Annotated in this window: 20 protein-coding genes and 1 tRNA gene; 16 read left to right on the top strand and 5 right to left on the bottom strand. The window is 44.2% G+C overall.

Annotated elements, in window-relative coordinates; genetic code table 11:
* Positions 1–41: 41 nt before the first annotated feature.
* Positions 42–461 (bottom strand): cobalamin B12-binding domain-containing protein, encoded by a 420-nt coding sequence (locus HGH91_RS12230; protein WP_168738702.1) that lies wholly within the window; start codon positions 459–461, stop codon positions 42–44.
* 96 nt (positions 462–557) lie between these two features.
* Here HGH91_RS12230 and HGH91_RS12225 point away from each other — a divergent pair, with 96 nt between their 5' ends.
* Positions 558–2,225, top strand: a complete 1,668-nt coding sequence (locus HGH91_RS12225; RefSeq protein ID WP_211092269.1) for a glutamine--tRNA ligase/YqeY domain fusion protein — start codon at positions 558–560, stop codon at positions 2,223–2,225.
* Positions 2,226–2,319: 94 nt separating this feature from the next.
* Positions 2,320–2,547, top strand: coding sequence for a type II toxin-antitoxin system VapB family antitoxin (locus HGH91_RS12220; RefSeq protein WP_168738701.1), 228 nt, complete (start codon positions 2,320–2,322; stop codon positions 2,545–2,547).
* A gap of 115 nt (positions 2,548–2,662) precedes the next feature.
* Here HGH91_RS12220 and gltX read toward each other — a convergent pair whose 3' ends face one another.
* Complete coding sequence (gene gltX / locus HGH91_RS12215; RefSeq protein ID WP_168738700.1) at positions 2,663–4,192, bottom strand: glutamate--tRNA ligase; 1,530 nt, start codon at positions 4,190–4,192, stop codon at positions 2,663–2,665.
* 153 nt (positions 4,193–4,345) lie between these two features.
* Between gltX and HGH91_RS12210 the strand changes: the two genes are divergently transcribed.
* The gene (locus tag HGH91_RS12210; protein ID WP_168738699.1) at positions 4,346–4,975 is read left to right on the top strand and encodes a polysaccharide deacetylase family protein; all 630 of its coding nucleotides are present in this window, start codon (positions 4,346–4,348) and stop codon (positions 4,973–4,975) included.
* Positions 4,976–5,067: 92 nt separating this feature from the next.
* On the opposite strand, the gene HGH91_RS12205 is transcribed toward HGH91_RS12210, so the two are convergent.
* Entirely contained in the window at positions 5,068–5,979 is a 912-nt protein-coding gene (locus HGH91_RS12205; RefSeq protein ID WP_168738698.1) for a hypothetical protein, read from the bottom strand.
* 103 nt (positions 5,980–6,082) lie between these two features.
* Between HGH91_RS12205 and HGH91_RS12200 the strand changes: the two genes are divergently transcribed.
* The 9 genes from HGH91_RS12200 (at position 6,083) to HGH91_RS12160 (ending at position 17,394) form a co-directional block, all read left to right on the top strand.
* A complete protein-coding gene (locus HGH91_RS12200; RefSeq protein ID WP_168738697.1) occupies positions 6,083–6,853 on the top strand; it encodes a TatD family hydrolase in 771 nt (256 codons plus the stop codon).
* Positions 6,854–6,879: 26 nt separating this feature from the next.
* Positions 6,880–7,932, top strand: coding sequence for an asparaginase (locus HGH91_RS12195; RefSeq protein WP_247651717.1), 1,053 nt, complete (start codon positions 6,880–6,882; stop codon positions 7,930–7,932).
* A gap of 131 nt (positions 7,933–8,063) precedes the next feature.
* On the top strand, positions 8,064–8,756 hold the full coding sequence (gene aqpZ / locus HGH91_RS12190) for an aquaporin Z (protein WP_145663321.1): 693 nt from the start codon (positions 8,064–8,066) through the stop codon (positions 8,754–8,756).
* Positions 8,757–8,844: 88 nt separating this feature from the next.
* Positions 8,845–8,931 (top strand) — tRNA-Ser (locus HGH91_RS12185).
* Positions 8,932–9,023: 92 nt separating this feature from the next.
* Positions 9,024–9,953, top strand: coding sequence for a helix-turn-helix domain-containing protein (locus HGH91_RS12180; RefSeq protein WP_168738696.1), 930 nt, complete (start codon positions 9,024–9,026; stop codon positions 9,951–9,953).
* 114 nt (positions 9,954–10,067) lie between these two features.
* Positions 10,068–10,844: an SDR family NAD(P)-dependent oxidoreductase gene (locus HGH91_RS12175; protein WP_168738695.1), complete on the top strand. Its 777-nt coding sequence runs from the start codon at positions 10,068–10,070 to the stop codon at positions 10,842–10,844.
* A gap of 1,148 nt (positions 10,845–11,992) precedes the next feature.
* Positions 11,993–15,175 carry a SusC/RagA family TonB-linked outer membrane protein gene (locus HGH91_RS12170; RefSeq protein WP_168738694.1) on the top strand — a complete coding sequence of 1,061 codons (3,183 nt, stop codon included), beginning with the start codon at positions 11,993–11,995 and terminating at the stop codon, positions 15,173–15,175.
* Between the two features lie 28 nt (positions 15,176–15,203).
* Positions 15,204–16,667, top strand: a complete 1,464-nt coding sequence (locus HGH91_RS12165) for a SusD/RagB family nutrient-binding outer membrane lipoprotein (RefSeq protein WP_168738693.1) — start codon at positions 15,204–15,206, stop codon at positions 16,665–16,667.
* 76 nt (positions 16,668–16,743) lie between these two features.
* A complete protein-coding gene (locus HGH91_RS12160) occupies positions 16,744–17,394 on the top strand; it encodes an immunoglobulin-like domain-containing protein (RefSeq protein ID WP_168738692.1) in 651 nt (216 codons plus the stop codon).
* Positions 17,395–17,472: 78 nt separating this feature from the next.
* Here HGH91_RS12160 and HGH91_RS12155 read toward each other — a convergent pair whose 3' ends face one another.
* A complete protein-coding gene (locus tag HGH91_RS12155) occupies positions 17,473–18,078 on the bottom strand; it encodes a DUF6915 family protein (protein ID WP_168738691.1) in 606 nt (201 codons plus the stop codon).
* 12 nt (positions 18,079–18,090) lie between these two features.
* A complete protein-coding gene (locus HGH91_RS12150) occupies positions 18,091–18,513 on the bottom strand; it encodes a hypothetical protein (protein WP_168738690.1) in 423 nt (140 codons plus the stop codon).
* A 277-nt stretch (positions 18,514–18,790) separates the two neighbouring features.
* On the opposite strand from HGH91_RS12150, the gene HGH91_RS12145 reads away from it, so the two are divergent.
* The 4 genes from HGH91_RS12145 (at position 18,791) to HGH91_RS12130 (ending at position 23,306) form a co-directional block, all read left to right on the top strand.
* The gene (locus HGH91_RS12145; protein WP_168738689.1) at positions 18,791–19,402 is read left to right on the top strand and encodes a hypothetical protein; all 612 of its coding nucleotides are present in this window, start codon (positions 18,791–18,793) and stop codon (positions 19,400–19,402) included.
* 216 nt (positions 19,403–19,618) lie between these two features.
* Positions 19,619–21,439 (top strand): histidine kinase, encoded by a 1,821-nt coding sequence (locus HGH91_RS12140; protein WP_168738688.1) that lies wholly within the window; start codon positions 19,619–19,621, stop codon positions 21,437–21,439.
* An 84-nt stretch (positions 21,440–21,523) separates the two neighbouring features.
* Positions 21,524–22,615 (top strand): sensor histidine kinase, encoded by a 1,092-nt coding sequence (locus HGH91_RS12135; RefSeq protein ID WP_211092268.1) that lies wholly within the window; start codon positions 21,524–21,526, stop codon positions 22,613–22,615.
* Positions 22,587–23,306: a LytR/AlgR family response regulator transcription factor gene (locus tag HGH91_RS12130; RefSeq protein ID WP_168738686.1), complete on the top strand. Its 720-nt coding sequence runs from the start codon at positions 22,587–22,589 to the stop codon at positions 23,304–23,306. Before HGH91_RS12135 ends, HGH91_RS12130 begins: the two co-directional genes overlap by 29 nt.
* Positions 23,307–23,385 lie beyond the last annotated feature (79 nt).

The following is a 23,385-nucleotide window of genomic DNA, read 5'->3' as shown; positions in this document are numbered from 1 at the left end:
CGACCCGGTTTAAGAAATGTTACGACGATCCCGAAAAAATTTTAAAAATTTCTGTGAGCGGCCACCCACTGGGTGATATACTCGGAAATATCTTTGGTATTAGTACCCGGGGGAAACAGTTTACCCACCCCCATCTCCTGTAAAGTTTCCATGTCGGCATCGGGGATAATACCGCCACCTGTCAGTAGTACATCGTTCAGGCCTTTTTCCTTCATTTCCGCGATGATTTTAGGGAATACTGTCATATGAGCGCCAGAGAGGATACTCACCCCGATAGCGTCCACATCTTCCTGGAGGGCGGCATTGACCACCATCTCCGGAGTTTGCCGGAGACCAGTGTAAATCACTTCCATGCCGGCATCCCGCAGTGCGGCGGCAATCACTTTGGCGCCACGATCATGGCCATCCAGGCCCACTTTGGCGACCAATACACGAACAGGACGATTTAACGGGTTGACCATACCTATTTTTTTATTAAGGTCGTAAATGTAACGAAAAACCAGAAAAGGGTAACCTTTCGGCTTTTTCGTACATTTGCCCTCCAAGATAAAATCATTATGAGCGAAGAAAGATCCCTCAATTTTATAGAACAAATTGTAGAAGACGATATTGCCAACGGCGCAAACGGAGGCCGTGTACTCACACGCTTCCCACCAGAGCCCAATGGTTACCTCCATATCGGGCATGCCAAATCTATTGTACTGAACTTTGGCCTGGCCCAGAAATACAATGGGAAAACCAATCTCCGCTTTGATGATACCAACCCGGTTACAGAAGATACCGAGTATGTGGATTCTATTAAGGAAGATATCCGCTGGCTGGGATTTGAATGGGATAAAGAACTGTATGCCTCCGATTATTTCGAGCAACTCTACACCTTTGCTGTAAAAATGATCGAAAAAGGACTGGCCTACGTGGAAGATGCTACCGCCGCCGAAATAGCCGCCGCCAAAGGAACGCCTACCGTACCCGGTACGCCCACCCCTTCCAGGAGCCGGTCGGTAGCGGAAAACCTCGACCTGTTTGAACGGATGCGCAAAGGCGAATTCAAAGACGGGGAAAAAACCCTCCGGGCCAAGTTAGACCTGGCCGCGCCTAACATGCATATGCGCGACCCGCTGATGTACCGTATTAAACATGCCCATCACCACCGTACAGGCGACAAATGGTGCATCTACCCGATGTACGACTTCGCCCACGGCCAGAGCGATAGCATTGAAAATATCACCCATTCCATCTGTACCCTGGAATTCATCCCACATCGCCCGTTATACGATTGGTTCATTGAAGAACTGGACATCTTCCCCAGCCGTCAGTACGAGTTTGCCCGCTTAAACCTCAACTATACGGTGATGAGCAAACGAAAACTGAAAACGCTGGTAACCGAAGGACATGTACGTGGCTGGGATGATCCCCGCATGCCCACCATCAGCGGCCTGCGCCGCCGTGGCTATACCCCTTCCAGCATACGTATGCTCTGCGAAAGGGTAGGTGTACAGAAACGAGATAATATCATCGAACTTGGACTGCTGGAGTTCTGCATCCGCGAGGAGCTCAACAAAACCGCCAACCGCGTAATGGCAGTACTGGACCCGGTTAAACTGGTGATCACCAACTATCCCGAAGGTCAGGTAGAAGAAATGGTGGCCGACAACAACCCGGAAGATGAAACCGCCGGTAGCCGTGTGCTCCATTTCAGCAACACCCTGTATATTGAAAGAGAAGACTTCATGGAAGAACCACCCAAGAAATTCTTCCGCCTGGGCCCAGGCCTGCTGGTGCGCCTGAAAAACGCCTATATCATTAAAGGAGAAAGCGTGGAAAAAGATGCCAACGGTAATATCACCACCATCTACGCCACCTACCTGCCAGAAAGCAGAAGTGGCGGCGACCACAGCGGCCTCACCGTAAAAGGTACCATCCACTGGGTAAGCGCAGCACATGCCGCTACCGCTGAAGTACGCGTATACGATCGCCTGTTCAATGTGGAAAACCCTGCGGCAGAAGAAGGCGACCTCGCTTCCCTCATCAACCCGGATTCGCTAACAGTGATCAAAGAAGCGTTCGTAGAACCCGGCCTGCTGAAAGCTAAACCCGGAGAACGTTTCCAGTTCCTCCGCAAAGGCTATTTCGCCGTAGACCCGGATAGCACACCGGAAAAGGTAGTGTTCAACAGAACCGTTACCCTGAAAGATGCCTGGGCGAAGGAAAGTAAAAAAGGTTAATCTTTTTTTGAACAATATGGGAGGTCGGACTGTTACGGTCCGACCTTTTTTTGTGTATTAGTAGGTAACTATTATTGATACTAACCCATTCTTTATGGCAAAAGCAAAAAGTAACATTAGCCAGGCCAATCTGGCAAACTTGGATCCTGAGCTGGTTGAAGAAGCGATGAAACTAAATAAGGGGATGACACCAGAAGAGGTCCTTAATAAAGCGTTGAGGCATTATATTATCGGTGTTAAAAACAAGGAATTGCTGGATATGAAAGGTAAAATTTATTGGGATGGCGATTTAAACGAAATGCGAAGCAATCGTTCGTTTTGATCTTTCCATTTAGATCAATTATACCGAAAAAAAACAACTCCATAAGCGACGTTATAACAAAGGCTAAACGATGTTACATCATTTAGCCTTTATCTATATTCAACTTCTAACATTGCTATTTAAACGCTTCCAACCCTTTGGCAATCCTGTTGCGGGTTTCCGCTACGCCCAAGGTGGCAACAATATCAAAAACAGGAGGACCAAATTTACCGCCGGTCAGCATAATGCGGAAAGGTAACTGTACATCCCCCATCTTTAAATTCCTTTCGGTAGCCAGGGCTTTGAAAGCCGCTTCCAACTCAGCCGCAGGGGCTGTACCCAACGTCTCCAGCTGTGCAGACCAGGCAGTAAAGAAGGCTTCTTTATCAGCATTCCATTTTGGCTTTACTGCGGCTTCATCATAACTGGCAGGGCTTTGGAAGAAGAAAAATCCGTGCTCCCAAATATCATTTACAAAGTAACAACGTTCCTTTACCAGGCCGGCTACGGTGGCAACATAGGCAGGAGCGGCAGAGATGCCCTTTTCTGCCAGTACTGGCTGGAAAAGAGCGGCCAGGCTATCGTTGTCTTTATGATGAATATATTGGTGGTTAAACCATTTGGCTTTTTCGTAATCGAATTTAGCGCCGGCTTTATGCACGCGCTCCATAGAAAATTTCTCTATCAGTTCTGCTAAGGAGAAAATTTCCTGTTCGGTACCATCATTCCAGCCCAGCATGGCCAGCATATTGACGAAAGCTTCCGGCAGGAAGCCTCTTTCGCGGAACCCGGTGGTAAGGTCGCCGGTTTTAGGATCCATCCAGTTCATAGCGTAAACGGGGAAGCCTAAACGATCGCCATCGCGTTTGCTGAGTTTCCCATTGCCATCTGGTTTCAGGATCAGTGGGAGGTGCGCCCATTGAGGCATATCAGCTTCCCAGCCCAGGTATTTCCAGAGCAGAAGATGCACCGGCGCTGATGGCAGCCATTCTTCTCCTCGGAAAGCATGCGTAATCTTCATCAGGTAATCGTCTACCACCACGGCTAGGTGATAGGTAGGCATACCATCTGCTTTCAGCAATACTTTATCATCTACCTGTGAGGTATTAAAGGTAACTGCGCCGCGTACCATGTCTGTGAAGGTAATGTCTTCGCTGGCGGGCATATTGATACGGATCACATGGGGGGTATTTTTCACCAGCAGCTCCTGTACTTCTGCATCGGGCAGGGTGAGCGAGTTACGCATTTTCTGCCTTACCAGGTGGTTGTACTGTGGAGAAGGATTTTCCGGGGTTTTGAGCCGTTCGCGCATGCTTTCCAGCTCTTCCGGTGTATCAAAAGCGTAGTAGGCATGGCCGGATTGCACCAGCTTTTCTGCATACTGACGGTATAAAGGCTTACGCTCACTCTGGCGGTAAGGACCGTAAGGACCGCCCAGGGCAGGACTTTCATCAGGCGTGAGTCCGCACCAGCTCAAACATTCGCTGATGTACTCTTCTGCTCCCGGCACATAGCGGGTTTGATCTGTATCTTCAATACGCAGCACAAATTCACCTTTATGCTGTTTCGCAAATAAATAGTTGAACAATACAGTGCGTACACCTCCAAGATGTAGGCCACCAGTAGGACTGGGCGCAAAACGCACTCTTACTTTTTTGTGATCCATAGGCCGCAAAGATAAGGATTTCGCGGTAAGCGATCCCGGAATAGTATAGGCATGGGTCGGCAAAAATTAAAATTTTTTAATCCCCTGCCCGGCTGCACGACATTGAGTATATTGCGGGATCAATAAGCTAAACGCAAAAAAGCCCAAGGCTGTATGTTCTATCTTACTAAAACGCCTGGTATCCTTAAAGCCTTATACAAGAGCTGCGTCTGGAATATGTCGCCCGCTGGCAACAAAGTATACCTCACCTTTGATGATGGCCCGCACCCGGAGGCTACTCCGTTTGTTTTGCAACAACTGGCCAAATACAATGCAAAAGCCACTTTCTTCTGCATTGGTAAAAATGTGGTGGAATACCCCACCATCTATCAGCAGATCCTGGAAGCAGGGCATACTACCGGCAATCATACCCACAACCACCTGAATGGGTGGAAAACCAATACACAACAATACCTGGAAAACACGCTGGAAGCGGCAAAATATATTGCCTCGCCTTTATTCCGCCCACCGTATGGCAGGATTACTCCTTTCCAGGTCCGCCAGATCCGGCAAAAAATACCCGGAGCAAAAATCATTATGTGGGATATCCTGAGCGGAGATTTTGATACCATGATCAATGGAGAAGCCTGTGTGCAGAACGTGGTATTTAAATTACAACCAGGGTCTATTGTAGTTTTTCACGACAGTACCAAGGCCTGGGATCGGCTGGAGTATGCGTTGCCAAGGGTGCTGGAGTTTTGCAAAAAACAAAAATTTGAAGTCGTCGCTATTCCGGTTAGTTGAGCGGAAAGCATAAAAACTACCGTAGCGAATAACCAATGCAATATATGCAAAGGTCATTCGCTACAGTAGCTTTATACGTTCAGCTTTTCAGCTTATAATTTAATCGCTTTCGTTTTATCACCTACTGTAATGGTAGCATCGTTATCGCATTTTCCATCTCCATAATCCAGTACACCGGTAATTTTATTGAACTCAATCTGGAGTTTACCCTTGCTGATATACTGGCAATCCCATCTTTTAATGAGTGCTTCTACGGTGGTAAAGGTAGCTGGTACGCCTACCAGTGGCCCTTTTTCATAAGTAATGCTGGCATTACCTTCAATGCTGTATACGTCATCAGAAGGATTTAACAGGGCGCCTACCGGGTCTACACCTGCTATCTGCTTAACAGTTTTATGGCTGATATAATCAATGATCACGCTGTCCGATAAGCCAATTTTGCCCCTGGTAAGGTCGGTAGTATATTGGATACCCTTTACATTATCGTAGGTAACACCGCTGATGGCCAGGCGACCACTGATAGCAATGCCGTTACGTTTGTAAGTGCTGGTTTCTATCACAGTAGTGGCGCCGGCATTAAAGAAAGGACCATTGAAGATGATGTTGATCTTACCGCTGCGATATACGCCAAACCGGTCAAGGCAGGAGGTGCCATAGTCAACGATCACCTCTTTAGGCCAGGTGTTGCCGGTTCCATTCAGCAGTTCCAATGAAGGACAACCAGGTGCATCAGCATTTGCCGTGCTGCCTGGGGTGGCCTGGCGGGCGCCAGCTTTGTCTAACCCCTGTAACACGGCCGCTTTGGCTGTTTCATCAAATAAATCGGCGTACATGGATGCGGCCACCGTTTCGTGTTGCGTCACGGTCAGGGTGTTGTTATCCGTTTGGTTATTGGGAGCCGTATCGGTAGTTACCTGTTTTTTGCAGGCGAAGAAAACGGTGGCTACTGCCACTCCGGTGATGGTCCACGCCAGCACACGATTTGTACTGAAATAGCTTTTCATAGTTTAGGTTTTATTAGCAAATAGCTTTTCCGGTATTTACCTTTGTAGTATAAAGATATTGCTTAAATATTAAAGAAATTACAAATTCGACAAAATAATTATTATGCTTTGGATAGATACCCACACACACCTGTATTCGGAAGAATTTGAAGCAGACCGGGAAGCCATGGTGGCGCGGGCGATAGCAGCGGGAGTCGACAAACTTTTTTTACCTAATATAGATGAAAGCTCCATTGCCGGCATGCTGGACCTGGAAGCCCGGTACCCCGACCATGTATATGCCATGATGGGGATTCACCCCTGCTATGTAAAAGAAACTGTGGATGAACAGCTGGACCTGGTAAGGGCCTGGCTGCAACAACGTTCTTTTAAAGCTATCGGGGAAATAGGGTTGGACTTTTACTGGGATAAATCGCTGTTAACGCAGCAATACCACGCTTTCCAGGAGCAGCTGATCCTGGCCAGGGAATACGGACTACCTGTATCTATTCACAGCCGCGAAGCCACACGGGAATGTATCAACGAAGTAAAAGCATTACAGGATGGACGCCTGAGCGGCGTATTCCATTGCTTTTCCGGCACCCTGGAAGAAGCCAGGGAAATCATTGACCTGGGCTTTTACCTGGGCATTGGCGGTGTAGTGACCTTCAAAAAATCGGGCCTGGATAAATTACTGGAAGAAATAGACCTGGCGCATATTGTACTGGAAACAGATGCTCCCTACCTGGCTCCGGTTCCTTACCGGGGCAAACGTAATGAAAGTGCCTACCTCCCGCTGGCAGGCGAAAAGGTGGCAGATATAAAAAATCTAAAAATAGCCGATGTAGCAGCCATAACAAGCAGCAATGCCCGGAAATTATTCAAAATGCTCTAACTGTTTAGTGAATACCTTTGCAGGCAATGGCTACTAGCACAATGAGCAAAATATTGATTATTTACACGGGCGGTACAGTGGGTATGATCTACGACGATAAAACCAAAGCACTGCGCCCGATCGGCTTCAACGAAATCAGGAATAATTTACCGGAGCTTTACCGGATGGGCATCGATTTTTATGTGTATGCATTTAATCCGCCTATAGATTCATCAGATATGCAGCCGGAGATATGGGTAGAACTGGCCAGCATTATAGAGGACCGATACGATCGTTACGACGGCTTTGTTATTCTGCATGGCTCCGATACCATGGCCTTTACCGCATCTGCCCTGAGCTTTATGCTGGAAAACCTGTCGAAGCCTGTTATCTTAACAGGGTCGCAGCTGCCTATCGGAAAGATACGCACCGATGCTAAGGAAAATATTATCACGGCCATGGAAATAGCCTGCAGCAGGCATAATGGCACCACAGTGTCTATGGTACCGGAAGTATGTATCTACTTCGACTTCTCTTTATTCAGAGGTAATCGCTCCAAGAAATATAATGCGGAAAAGTTCGAAGCGTTTTATACGATGAACTACCCGCAGCTCGCCGAAGCAGGCATCGACATTAAGTTTAAGCACCAGTTTATCTTACCGCCACCGGTACAACCGCTGAAAGTACACAAAGAACTGGAAACAAATATTACAGTACTGAAACTGTTTCCCGGTATTACCAGGAAGGCAGTAGAAGCCACTTTAAGTGTTCCCGGCCTGAAAGGAGTGATCATGGAAACCTTTGGCAGCGGCAATACCAACACCCAGTCGTGGTTCATAGAAAGTATTAAAAAAGTTGTTGACAACGGCGCCATTGTAGTGGATATCACGCAATGCGACGGTGGTTCTGTGGAACTGGGCAAATATGAAACGAGCCAGCACCTGATGGAGATAGGCGTGGTGAGCGGACATGATATGACCTTTGAAGCGGCAGTCACCAAACTGATGTTTGTATTGGGTCAGGGACTACCGCTGGAAGAAACAAAAACGATGATAGAAACTTCGCTTCGCGGTGAATTAACACCGATTGAAGTGTATTAAAATATTGATAAGCAGTGATCAACGGGAAGCATTTTTTTGCTTCCCGTTTTTTTGTCTTGAATATTTGCGGTAAATTTAGCTATCACCAATTTCACATTTCCCCGATTTCTATTCACTACAAAATTTCATCTATGACAGTTTCCTTATCACAGAAATGTATCGCTGAATTCTTCGGCACCTTTGTGTTGGTATTTATGGGTTGCGGTAGTGCGGTGCTGGCTGGCGCCCACGTAGGCTTTCTGGGTATTGCTTTTGCATTTGGTTTGTCGGTTGTGGTCATGGCATATGCCATTGGACATATTTCCGGTTGCCATCTTAACCCGGCGATTACGATTTCGCTGGCATCTACCGGTAAGATCTCCGGTAAAGATGCAGGTGCTTACATTGTGTCCCAGGTTATAGGAGCGATCGTTGCTTCCGCGGTGTTGTATTTTATTGCACAGGGAAAGGCTGACTATTCGCTGGCTGCCAATGGGCTGGGCGCCAATGGCGTAGATCAGGGATCACCTGATCACTACTCGCTGATGAGTGGTTTGGTAGCCGAAATTGTACTCACTACGATTTTCCTGGTAGTAGTACATGGCAGTACCAGTAAAAACAGTCAAACCGGCAAATTCGCAGGCTTGGCTATTGGTCTGTGCTTAACCTTGATTCACATTGTGGGGATCCCGGTAACAGGCGTATCTGTAAACCCTGCCCGTAGTATCGGTCCGGCTATTTTTGTAGGAGGTCCCGCGTTATCCAATCTCTGGGTATTTATAGTAGGCCCTATTGTAGGAGGACTACTGGGAGCGGGTATCTGGAAGCTGTATGACAAAAATTAAAATTTTCTTTGAAATATAAACTAAAGGATTATCTTTGCAACCCTGAATTGGAAAATCAACCCTTCCATTTATTCAGGAAGATAATCACGGAGAAGTGCAGGAGTGGTTGAACTGGCACGCCTGGAAAGTGTGTATAGGTGAAAGCCTATCAAGGGTTCGAATCCCTTCTTCTCCGCTAAAGGGTCCTCATTCAGAGGGCCCTTTTTTTGTTCCCATTCCCATCTGATCTTACAGCTATTCTTTATTTGAATTACATAACTTTGTTGTATGAATAGGAAAGAAAGCGTTGCTGAATTTTACTCCCGGCACGGACAACAATACTCCCAAGCCGGACAATTCAATATTTACCGCCGGGAAGAATTTGCCTGTGATGCTACTTCTTTACCCACCAATAGAAGGGATTTTTATAAAATATCACTGGTACTGGAAGGCGAAGGCATTATTTCGTTGGCAGACAAATCTATCCGTGTAAAGGGAAACACGCTTTCTTTTATGAACCCACTTATTCCCTATTCCTGGGAGCCAATTACAGACCATCAAACAGGCTATTTTTGCCTTTTTACGGAAGATTTTGTCAATTCCAATCTTAAAAACGATAGTCTTTCCCAATCGCCGCTATTTAAAGTAGGTGGCCATCATATCTTTTTACTCACGGATGAAAGTACCAGGCAGCTGAGTAGCATCTTTGAAAATATGCTCCGCGAAATCCAGTCAGACTACGCCAACAAGTATGATTTGTTAAGAAGTTATGTGCAGATCCTCATGCATGAAGCGATGAAAATTCAGCCGCCCGATACCTTTTACCAGCCGGCGAATGCGGCTGAACGTATCAGCAGCTTATTCCTGGAATTGTTAGAACGGCAGTTTCCCATAGATTCTCCTCACCAGGTACTGAAGCTAAAAAATGCCAATGAGTTTGCCGCTCAACTGAATGTGCATACCAATCACCTGAACCGCGCCCTGAAAGAAACGATTGGCAAAACCACCACCGAATGGATTGCAGAACGCATTATGAAAGAAGCGAAGGCTTTGCTGCGATACAGTAGTTGGGACATAGGAGAAATAGGTTACTCACTTGGATTTGAACACGCATCCAATTTCATTATCTTCTTCAAAAAACAAAGCGGTGTCACTCCTTTACAATTCAGGAAGGAAATTGGTTTCAACAATCACCGGCAAATGCCGGAAGCCGTTTAAAGTGCGCAATACCCCTGAAATCTCCTGATGCCAATTCATAACAATTCGTTTGAATAGCATAATTTTTTCCTGCTTACGCTATGGACCTTTGTGTCATCATCAATTATTAAAATTATGGCACAGGAAAATCTAAAAGGAAAAGTTGCGCTGGTTACAGGCGGTACAACAGGAATAGGTCTGGCAGCAGCCAAATTGTATCTCGAAAACGGCGCCAGCGTAGTCATTGCCGGACGCAGGCAGGAGCAGGGAGACCAGGCTGTTGCTGCGCTCAGGGAAATAAGCTCCAATATTACTTTCATACAAACTGATGTTTCTAACAGCGCGGAGGTGCAACGCCTTATCAACGAAACAGTACGTATCTATGGCCAATTAGACATCGCCTTTAATAACGCTGGTATCGAGGGCATTTTCGCGCTGGTTCATGAAATGCCTGATGCTGCATTTGATGAGGTATTCGACATCAATGTAAAAGGCGTATGGCTGTGCTGTAAATATGAAATAGCTCAATTCAAGAAACAAGGTACCGGTGGGGTGATCGTCAATACTTCATCCTGGCTGGCGCGGGGCGCATTTGCCGGTTCAAGCCTGTATTCGGCAAGTAAAGCGGCGTTGGATGGCATGATCCGGGCTCTGGCAGTAGAAACAGCTGCAGCAGGCATCCGGGTGAACAATATTCAGCCGGGCTATATTCAAACCCCGATGTTTGATCGCTTTTTTACCAATGAAGATGCAAAGGAGCCCTTGAAAAGGCATGCACCTATTGGCCGTTTTGCGAATCCTGCCGAGGTAGCTGAACTGGTGCTTTGGCTGAGCAGCACCGCGGCCTCCTTTGTAACAGGGGAAAGTATATTGATAGATGGCGGCCTGGCTATCGGCGGACAACGGCAGTAATAAAATTGAAAGTTTTGAGTACTAATAGGATACTTACCCGGGTATCCTATTTTTTATTTTAATAACCCAGGCACTGCATAAACTATATATTTATAAATCAACATTTTACACATTAAGTATATAATATTTTTATAAAAGACCTTTCTATCATCTTTTTTTTCTTCAACAAAAAAATCGGTATTGATTAAACTTCAGGCACTTCTGAAGTGTTTAACTAGAAAAGTAGGTTTTTAACAATTCTTTAAATTTGTAAGGCGAATGAGCGGAAATCCGGCTAAACGAACAAATCATAAATTCGGCCAAGAGCAGCTACAGGCGGGAAATTCCTACCTTTTCAGTGATAATGACGCATCTTTCTTATAGAAATTTACGCCGTTATATTAGAATAAATTAGTACTTTTAACAAAACATTATCGTTAACTAATTATTAAGTTACCCTTTGCATTATGAGGAAAAATTGTTGGGGTACCCAAAAAGCATGACAAAAGTGAAGTAACTGCCGGGAAAACTTAATGTGTGGGATTATCCCAAAAATTCAATCAAAACACTAATACAACAAAATTAAAAATGACACCCTGATAACTTAAGACGCTATAGATATAGTACTTGTTATAAAGATCAGCAATTAAGAGATAGAAGAGTTCATTGGGTGCATACGGTTTTCATACGGGGAAAAGAACGACCTCAGCTTATAATAACCAGTGACCGTACCTGCCCATGCTTAGAGAGAATGTTGCTTGTGAAAAAAGGAAAAAAGACTACTAAAGAAAGGCATACCGCCTGGAATATTCTCGTTTCTTTAATTACGCTGATAACCTGTCACCAACGAAGTGACGCATAAACCGAAGATTTGTTCATGACCTTGTCGACCAACAATGGCTTTCGTGAATAGATAGTGCAACAGACCAAAATAACTAAATCAGCAGGCGCCAATTCAACCTGGCGCCGGAAATGGAAGGAGACAACATTTGATACCTTGCTACAACGTATTCGATCCTTAAACACCCTCTATCCATTAGCTGTATTTACCATTAAGTAAATAAAGACTGTTTATAAATTAACAATCCACAACCCAAATCTTGTTTATGAGGAAAAAAACTACCTGTCTCATTTTTTTTACCCCTTGTGACATGGAAATCAAAAAAGTTTTGCGAAAAACTTTGGCAGCGCTGCTAATACTGCTAGCGCCTGTATTTGCTTTTGCACAGCAAAAGATATCCGGTAAAGTAACTGCACAAGAGGATGGCTCTGCCCTGCCTGGCGTGAGTGTAAGAATTAAAAACTCCAGCTCAGGCACGCAGACAGATGCAAAAGGAAACTACTCCCTGACAGCATCAAAAGGAGATCTCCTGGAATTTTCTTTCGTAGGTTATACTACTAAAGAAGTACCAGTTACCGGCGCTGCTGTGTACAATGTTTCCTTACAATTTACCCGCACGGCGTTAACGGAAATCGTTGTAACCGGCCAAGGTGTTAAAAGAGAAAAAAGAAGTCTTGGTTATGCGGTAGCCACTATCAATAAGGAAGATATTGGTGATAACACCAGCCCGATCAATGCTTTAACCGGTAAAGTAGCCGGCTTGAGCATCACTTCCGGTTATGCACCTGGTGCCTCGTCCAGGATTACGCTGCGTGGCCCTACTTCATTTAGCGGAAATAACCAGCCGGTATTTATCATCGACGGTATACCCGTAAGTAACGATAACATCCGTAATTCGGACTTCCTGAACGATCAGGTGGACTATGGTAACAGAGGTAATGATATCAATCCAAATGATATCGAAAGCATCACCGTATTAAAAGGTCCTGCTGCGGCGGCCCTCTACGGGAGTTTGGCTTCCAACGGTGCTATCCTGATTACTACTAAAAAAGGAAAGAAGAATTCACCAGCTCAGATCAACTTCAGCACGAGCTATCAGCTGTCCCAGGTATTGAAACTGCCTACTTTCCAGAATGAATTCGGGCAAGGTAACCTGGACGCTATTGTAGACGACAGAAGAGAAAACTTCAGCTGGGGCTTGCCTTTTGACGGAAAAGTAAGACCCTTTGGTCAGGTTGTTAATGGGAAACAACAATTGAAAAAGTATGAAGCTATACCCAATAACCTAAAGCATTTCTTTGACCCCGGACAAACGTTCAATAATAACCTCACGGTTTCCGGTGGTAACGAAAAATCTACCTACTTTTTATCATTGGGCGCTTTAAATAACCTGGGAATAATTCCTACTACCAATTATAACAAGTATAGCGTAAGATTCAGTGGTTCTTCTGAATTCTCAGATAAATTCTCCAGCCAGGTTTCAGTTGGTTATACCAATATTTCCAGTAAGCTGCCTTTAGGTGGACAAAGCAACTCTGTTTATACCTCCTTATTTCAGCAGCCCCGGGATATACCAATTGTTGATTTCAAAGATCTGACCAACCCATTCAACGGAACTTTCACAGGAGCTGATGGAACGCAATATTATGGATACTATGGCGCCTATACGAAAAATCCATACTTCCTGCTGGCAAACTATAAAAACTTCAACACGGTGGACCGCGCCAACGGAACATTTTCACTGACCTACAAACCATTGAAAGGTTTGGATATCACGGAACGCGTTGGTGCAGACTTTTATAGTGACCGCAGGTATGAACAAGGGGCTAAATATAACTATGTTCCCTTTGATCCGTTTTATGGTACCAACACCTGGACCGACAATGGTAAGTACTCTCAGGATGTAACCAACTACAGCCAGGTGAACCATGATTTGATCATCACGTACACCACTTCCATTGCCAAAGACCTCAATATGAAAGTATTGGGAGGTAACAACGTTCGCCTGATTACCAGTAATAATCTCTTTTCAAGAACCAACGCCAGCGGAGGATTGATTGTTCCTGATTTTTATAATCTGGACAACTCCAATGGACCAATTGTTTCCACCAACACGCTAACCAAGAGAAGATTGTATGCTTTTTATGGGGAAGCGGATTTCGATTATAAAAATATGATCTTCGTTGGCGGTACCATACGTAATGATATCTCCTCTACATTGCCTGTTAATAACAGGTCTTATGTGTATCCAAGTGTAAACGGTGCGTTTGTGTTTTCAGAGTTGTATAAAGACAAAGCATTCAGCGATATCTTAAGCTTCGGAAAAATACGCGCGAGCTATGCTAAAGTAGGACAGGATGCAAATCCATATTTGCTGCAGACCACCTATACCAAATCGGATATCAGCGGTGATTTTGGCGAGATTGTATTCCCCATAACCAGCAATGGCGCCACCATTCCAGGTTTCTCCCGCCGTACGTTGATAGGTAATCCTAACCTGAAGCCAGAGTTCACCTCTTCTTTTGAAGTAGGAGCAGAGCTTTCCTTCCTTAAAAACATGATCAACTTCGATCTGACTTATTATAATACCAAATCCACTAACCAGATTGTAAACGTTCCAATACCTAACAGCTCTGGTTATGCAGCCACAACCCTGAACGTTGGGGAAATGACCAATAAGGGACTGGAAATTGGCCTGAGGGCCATTCCGGTAAACACTTCCTATGGCTTACGTATAGAAGTGTTTGGAACTTACAGCAAATTGAAGAACAAAATTGTTAGCATTAATCCAGGTCTGGACCAGATCGTAATTGGTAACGGAACCACTTCGATGCAACAAGTAGCAGCTGTTGGAAGACCTTATGGTACCTTCTTTGGTACGGGTCTGAAAATTGATTCCGCTACCGGTAAGGTATTGATTGATCCGGAAACAGGACAACCTATCAACAATGCCACCCGCTACTATGGCACTTATCTGCCTGATTACCAGGCTTCTTTGGGCGCCAATATTTCCTACAAAGGATTTATGCTGAAAGTATTGTTTGATACCAAGCAAGGTGGTCAGTTCTTCTCCAATACAAAGAACATTATAGATTTTACCGGCTATTCTGTAGAAACAGCCACTAACGGCAGAAAGGATTATGTGTTCCCTAATTCGGCATATATGGACGCTAACGGAAAACTGGTGGAAAACACCTCTATCAAATTCCATCCATATACATACTGGACTAGCGTTGTTCCTGCCGGAGAAGACCTGGTAGATGCGAGCTATGTCAAACTGCGTGAAGCATCACTCAGCTATTCCTTTGGACAATCGCTGTTGAGGAAAACACCTTTCACCAGGCTCAATGTGACGCTCTACGGAAACAACCTGTTCCTCTGGGTGCCAAAATCCAACAAGTTTGCCGATCCGGAAATCAACTCCCAGGGTGCTGCAAACGTACAGGGATACGAATTTTTCTCCAACCCATCTCTTAGAAACATGGGTATAAAAGTTGATGTATCATTCTAATTCAATGGGGCTATTAAAATTTAAATTGATGAAAAAAAGGAACATATTATCAATACTTTCGCTGTCAGCATTCCTGTTAATGGCAGGAGGTTGCAAAAAGTTTCTGGATATAAATAAGGACCCAAACAATGCGGTGGATGTACCTGTAAATGTACTGCTTCCATCTGCACAAACGGGGCTCACTTATGCGGTTGGTAATACACTGACTATCAATGGTGGTATATGGGCTCAATATTGGACACAGGACCCTAGCTCATCTCAATATAAACAACTGGATCAATACTCTCCGGCACAAGGAGACTTTGATAACGTTTGGTTGAATATTGAAATAGATGCCCTGGAAAATCTCCAGAAAATTGTAGATAAGGGAAATGCTACCAAGAAAAAGGAATATGTGGCTATTGCAACTATCCTTAAAGTTTACGCTTATCAGCTCAGCACAGACCTCTGGGGTGATGTTCCATTCAGCCAGACTTTACAGGGAGATGCTGCTACGCCAATTTTCAATCCTAAATATGATACACAAAGCGATATTTACGCTGGCCTGGTAAAAATGATAGACACGGCCAGGAATCTAATAGATGTAAATGATCCTAATACGCCGGGAGCAGATGACCTTATTTACGGCGGGGATATGAGTAAATGGCTTCGTTTCGCCAATACTTTAAAGCTGAAAATAGGATTACGCCTTGCTAAAAAGGATGCTAACAGAGCAGCTGCCATTGTTCAGTCGCTGCAGGGAGCAGCATTTATTAAGCCAGGAGAATCCGCGTTGCAAAACTTCAACGCCACTGGTGGCCAGCAAAACCCGCTGTTTAGTGCTATTGCAGGCCCGGTACTGAATACTACGCAAAACCTGGTGGCCAGTTCCACTGCTTTCAACTACTTCAATAACAACAACGATAACAGGCTGTTCGCCTTCTATGGACCGGCCGTTAACGGAGGTTTTGCAAGTATTCCGCAGGGTAGCTTTGGTAATCCTCCAACTACCATTGTCTCTCCGCCAACACCAGCTACTGGCGCTAATGCGAAAGATCCTCAATCTGCGTTTGCCCCTGTGAAACTGATGACTGATTACGAAACAGATTTCCTTCAGGCAGAAGCAGTGTTAAGAGGCTGGCTCCCTGGTCGCGCAGATACTTTTTACGTGAATGGTATCACTCATAACTACGCCGCGTATAAAGTAGACGGTTTAGCTGATTATCTTGCACAGGATCAAATTAAATATCCAACCGCAGGTACTCAAGCACAGCAACTTGAAGCTATCATTACACAAAAATGGGCCGCTATGTGTGGTAATCAAACCATTGAAGCGTGGACAGAATGGAGAAGAACCGGTTTCCCATCGTTCTTTGTTGTTTCTCAGGCCTCTATCATTGGCGCCAACAGATTCCCTGAAATATTCCTGTATCCGAATTCGGAAATGACCAGGAATCCGAACGCTCCGAAACAAAACCACTTCATTTATGACAAAGTTTGGTGGGCACAATAATAGAGTATAGCTATTAGCGATTATTGACTACGCTGATGCATTGTCAATATTTTCTTCTAACAATTAACTGATTAACATGAAAGCGTTATATATTTTTCTTGCAGGCTGTTTAGTGTTTACGGCCTGTACAAAGAAATCGGAAAATGTGTTTACACAAACAGTAACCCCAATCTATCCTGTTATTACCATGAAGGGAGGTCCTAACGTGATCGTTCCAATTGGAGGTACTTATACCGATCAGGGGGCAACTTCATTCGATAGTGCGGCCAATACAACCACTAATATATCTCCTGTATCCAACAACGTAGATCCTGCAACGGGAGGTGTTTATACGGTAAATTTCCACGCCGTAAATTCATACGGCTATCAGTCAAATGCCATAAGGCACGTATTGGTATCAAACTATGCAAATGCAGCGGATGATATCAGTGGAGAATATACACGCCTCTCCAATGGTCAGACAGTAAACGTAACAAAAGTTGCTACCGGATTATATACTATAGACAATGTTGGTGGCGTGAAAGGTGATCCGAATTTTGTCTTCCCGTATTATATCGGATTTCTCGATATGAATACCTTTGTGGGAACAGAACAGGGTACGCCTATCGGACCGTTGTCGCTCAAAAATCCCGTTATTATCAGAGGTCCGGGTACATCTATTACGCTTAAATATGTTGTTATCAATGACCACTTTGGTACGTCTACACGTACTTTTGTTAGACCATAATAACAAGCACACTTCATAAAAAACGCCGGGCGCTGATATTAGCGCCCGGCGTTTTTGTTTAAAGGAAAACCCTGATGCTTACTCCACCACTTTCCCCGCCGTTTTCCCCGCACTCGGCGGAATACCACTCCCATTATCCATCCACAACTTAAAATCCATCCGGTTAAAGAAAACAGACGGCGCAATACTGAAATCCCTGATCTCTGGCTTACGTCCCAATACTTTGGGTACAATCTCATTTACAAACCAGGAATTATGCGTAAAATAAAGTGAACGTAACAACCCCGTATTACTTAATGGCGACAACATCAGCTCACACATGTCGGCATCGCCTTCATAGCTTTTAATAAACGCCTGTAACAGTTGTTCATCTTCTTCGTGGGGTGTAAGAGCAGCGGCAAAATCAGCCAGTGTAGGGATAAAGCGGTTTTGATAGTCGGGTAATATATGATCCTGTTCACACAGGTCTTTTACACTTACAATCTTCCCATCGCTGTTCGTAATGGTGGCGCCAAATACCGGTACTACTACCCGGCGGATTCCCCATAAGGTATGTAAAATGCGATGCCGGTTATCGCTGCACATCTCTTTGGTACAGTCCATGAAATCATGGATGCCAAGATAATCTTCAATAATACCTCCTCTCTTCTTTACTGAGATACGGGCATGTATATAAGCATTCAAAGGAAATCACAATTAAAATTCAGATAATTCACTTTCTTCTTCATCATTTTCAAAAGCTGTTACGTCAATAGACTCCTCATCATCATACTCCGCGATTTGATGGAACTGCAGCGAAAGCAAATTCAGAATATATTTTGCCTGTTCATCGGAAAGATGCGCATAAAACTCCGATCCCTGTTGGTTGGGAAAATTTTCAGCAAGAAAACTTTGCAGTTGCTTGTCTAGCTCCCTGGCCTTATCGTGATAGGTATAAAACTCCTCTATGCGGAGGTCATATTGTAATACCGTTTTAAGCGAAGCAATATCTTCTGCCTGTTTCATTTTCCGGGCTTCGTCCAATGAATGAACAATCTTTACTACAGTGCCTTCCCCCGACGCTTCAAAAGCATCATCGGTGTAAAAAAAGCCAATCTTGTGAATAGCGTAAACTGACATAGGTATATGGGTTTAAAGGTGAATAAGTGACCTAAAATAGGGTAATGCCTGCACATTTGTGAGGTTGTCTGCAAATTTCAATTTGCCTTAACACCTCCTACAGCAACAACTTATCATGCTAAAAATGAACAGGTTATTGATTACTAAATGTAATCATAGAATATATAATATTTTGTAGGTTTGATAACATATTCTGTATTCATACGCGAGCGATGAACAGTACTAATAGCAAGTTAAATTCTAAAATCAATCTATCAACAGTCACAAATCCTTTACTATGAAGAACTTCCTTAAATGGGCAGGCATTGTATTCATTGGCCTTATCCTGATATCTGTTGTCAGGGGCCTCGTTAGTGGTTCCAAAGACAAAACAACCGTTACCACTACCTCCACAACAGATAGCACAAAAGCAGGAGCTATCTCCGGCGGTACCAGCACTACTACCACTGAAACCACTCCCAGTGCCTGGAAGTATTCTGAAGAAGAAGATAAAATGACCTCTAAAAAGAACTTCTATGCCCAGGTAGATGCGAAGGATGAGCTGGACTTTAAATTCCCTTACAATGGCGGCTCTGTAGCCACACTGGGCATTATTAAACGCAGCACCGGCGTTACGGACATGGCCCTTTCCGTTACCAAAGGCCAGATTATGGCGGCACATGGACTGGGGAACGGGAAAATAAACATCCGTTTTGATGATGGTGCCGCGCAGGCTATAAGCGTTACTGGTGCGGCAGACGGTAGCTCTAACATCGTCTTTTTCCAGGGTGCAGCTAAACTGCTGGCCAAACTGAAAACGGCAAAGAAGGTATTCATACAGGCCGAATTTTTCGATAACGGCTCCCCGGTAATGGAATTCAATACCGCCGGGCTGGAATGGAACCACTAATCAGGTTAACATATTTAAAAAAGAGGCCAGCTATGTTGGTCTCTTTTTTTGCCCTATATTGCAGTTAATCGACCAAAGTTTGCCTTATATCGATGATTGGAGGAACAGCCCCCGAACTGTATTATCTTGCTTACTCCAGGATTTTATTATTGAGAGCCACAGGAATCATTTATGTTGTACTGTATACGTACTTTTTATATCCTTGTACTATGCTGTATGTCATTACAGCCAATCTACGGGCAGTCTGCCGCTGCAGACAGCATCACCGTTGATAACTGGCTGAAATGGGCAACTGTGAAAATGGATAAGAATGAGTTTGATTCCAGCGAAACTTATATAAAGAAAGCGCTGATATTAGCCAAAACAAGCCACCAGCCTGCGCAAACCATTAAATCCATGCAGGCTTACGCCAATTTCCTGTATACCCGGTTACGCTACCCGGAAGCACTCCGGATTAGCGAGGAACAGCTAGCCCTGGGCCAACAACTAAAAAATGACCAGGTCATCGCCAACGCTTATAATAATATGGCCGTACAGTATCGCTGCCTTGGTAACCTGCGGCTGGCGGCAGACAACATGCTCAATGCCATTAAAATTGCTGAATACAAAAAGGACTCTGTCAGCCTGAGAAGAAACTACAATAACCTGGCTTCTATATTCGTAGACCTGAACGATAAAAAGAATAGCCTTTATTACGCGGAAAAAAGCACCCAAATAGCAGCATTGCTAAAAGATAGCCTGCAATGGGCCAAAAGCATCGTCAACCTTGCCAACAGCGAAGTAATAAATGGCCAGTACAATCGTGCGGCGCAACATCTCCAACAAGTAGCACACATTTCGGAGAAACTCAACGATCGCAGCCTCCTGTTACACGCATTCGTCAATCTTGGAGATATCAACAACAAAACACAAAATAGCCGGGAAGCGCTTCTTTATTACCAGAAAGCCGCTGATATACTTAAAGCCGATCCTGACCCCGACTTTGAAATGTATACCAATTACGGCCTGGCCACCTCTTACGATGGATTAAATGATCCCCGTACCGCTCAAAAATATTATGACCTGGTACTCCCTACTGCAGAAGCACTCATGCCCAAAAATGACCTGAAAGAAGTATACCTGTTGGGCGCCTCTATCCAGGAAAAATTAAAACACCCAGATATCGCGCTCCAGTTGTGGAAAAAATATAATACCCTCAACGACACTATCCTCAACGAAACCACCCAGAGAGCCATTCATGAGGCAGAGATAAAATACCAATCTTCACAAAAAGAAAAAGCAATCGTACAGCAACAATTACAACTCAGTAATAAAAATGTACAGCTGCAAAATAAAAACCGCGTTATTCTCATTGCTATTATCCTGATCATCGGTCTTATCAGCATCTGCCTGATTATCTACCTGATCTACCGGAATAAAAACCAACTGATAGAGCTCAACCTGCTGAAAGCACAAATTCATCCACATTTTTTATTCAACACCCTCAACAACTTATACGCACTCAGTCTCAGCAAATCTGATAAATCACCGGAAGTAGTACTGGAGCTATCACAAATACTACGGTACATCCTGTATGAATGCAACACGTCTACCGTTAACCTGGAAAAGGAAATCAGGATGATAGAACGTTATATTTCACTGGAAAAAATCCGGTATCAGAATCAGCTGGAAATTAATATGGATATGGATGGACACCTGGCGCAGTTCAACGTAGCTCCCCTGTTGATCCTGCCATTGGTGGAAAACGCCTTTAAACATGGTATCAGTAAACTAATGGAAGATGGTTGGATCAACATCTCCGCAAAAGCCAGGCAGGACCAGTTTATTTTTAAAATATCCAATAACAAGTTACCAGACAACGACCATCGCGCGCAATCGTCGGCCTTTGGCAACATTGGGTTACTGAATATCCGGAAACGGCTGGATATTCTTTATCCCGGTCAACATGAACTTAAAATTATTAACGAAGAAGAAGTATTTGCCGTAATTATGAAACTGAAGCTAAAACCAGATCCCGGTTATGCCACCACGGTATAAACCGGTTGTTGATCGACAAAACAACACCGGCTATCTTCAGTTACATCAGCACACTTCTCCGATATGTACCTTTGCATTGGCAAAATGAATAAGAGCACACTACATCATATTATCTTCTGGTCGGTTGTCACCTTCATACTCACCATATTCTATGGCGCAGGGCTTCCTGACTATGGTACCGCCTTCCTGGTGATCATGATGTTTCAGCCGCTGCAATGGGCTTACTTCTATACGGTGGCCTACTGGGCTATTCCGCGGTTCCTGTATCGTAAGAAATATGTACAGCTGGCATTGGCATTAACCACTTGCGCCCTCACCGCGGGATTCCTGTTCAGGGTAATAGAAATTACCGTGGCCGATCCTTATATCATGCAGCAAATGCTGAAGAAAAACCCTGCCTTCACGTGGCATAAACTGAACGGCACTTTCCTGCAACAACTGCTTAAACCGGTATATATCATCAATGCACTGGAACAAAGCAACCTCGTCATCTGGGTAGCCATTTCTCTCAAGTTCATTAAAATGTGGTTTGAGAAAAAACAACTGAGTACACAGGCCGAATTAAGTGCCCTGAAAAGCCAGATACACCCCCATTTCCTCTTTAATACCCTCAATAACCTATACGCCCTTACTTTGCAGCAATCGCCACAATCACCCACTATTGTGCTTGGCCTGTCCGATATACTCCGGTATATGCTGTACGAATGCAGTACCGACCAGGTGCTGTTGAAACGCGATGTGGAGATCATGATGCGATACGTGGAATTGGAAAAACTGCGGTATGAAGACAGGCTCGACCTCAACTTCAGTATTATAGGAGAAATGAATGGGCAAAAAATTCCACCACTGCTGATGCTGCCGCTCATTGAAAATGCCTTTAAACACGGCACCAGCGAAACAGTGGAAGATGCATGGATCAATATGGATCTGCACTTAAAAAACAACCGGCTGAAATTTAAAATATCCAATAGTAAACCCGCCAGCACATCGGCCAATAGCAATAAGGAAGTAGGAAGAATAGGACTTAACAACGTGCAGAAGCGGTTGGAACTATTGTTCCCATACGCCCATCAATTACAGATCTTCGAGGAAGAAGAAATGTTTGTTGTTATTCTTGACCTGGACCTGAAAAAAAATTTAATACCTCATGAAAATAAGAACCTTGATCGTGGATGATGAGCCACATGCGATTGAGATTATCGAAAAGTATATTGAAAATTTCCAGGAGATAGAACTGGTTGCTAAATGTAATAATGCGATACAAGCTTTCCAACTTTTGCAACAACATAAAGTGGATCTTATCTTCCTGGATATCAAAATGCCAGGACTATTAGGTACTGATTTTATCCGGAGCCTGAAGCATCCGCCCAAAATAATATTTACAACGGCTTACCAGGATTACGCCCTGGAAGGATTTGATCTCAACGCCGTTGATTACCTGCTGAAGCCGATACCATTTGACCGCTTTCTGAAAGCGATCGATAAAGTGTTTGCTTTGTACAAAGTAAATAACCAGAAAATTACGATCTCGGAAAAAGCAACCGAGCAAAAAAATGATGTCTTTCTTTACCTGCGTGTGGAAAGAAAGATGGTAAAAGTAAACGTAGCCGACATCTATTGGATTGAAAGTCTTAAGGATTACATTAAAGTAGTTCTTAAGGATAAGGTACTGATATCAAAACAGAAAATCAGCTTACTGGAAGAGTTATTACCGGAAGAAAAGTTTATGAGAATACACCGGTCATTCATTGTATCTACACATAAAATAGAAAGCTATCATGCCTATTCTGTAGAGCTGCTGGGCATTGAGTTACCTATCGGCAGAAATTATAAAACAGAGTGTCACAAAAGACTAAAGAGCAATTGACGCTTAACAGTGTATACATTACTTTTCGCAAGAGGCTAAGTAAACAAACACCCAGGCAGCATACGCCACCCGGGTGTTC

This window comes from Chitinophaga eiseniae, assembly GCF_012641265.1.
Lineage (GTDB): Bacteria > Bacteroidota > Bacteroidia > Chitinophagales > Chitinophagaceae > Chitinophaga > Chitinophaga eiseniae_A.
Note: the sequence above shows the minus strand (reverse complement) of the source record. Positions and strands in the feature narration are given on the sequence as shown.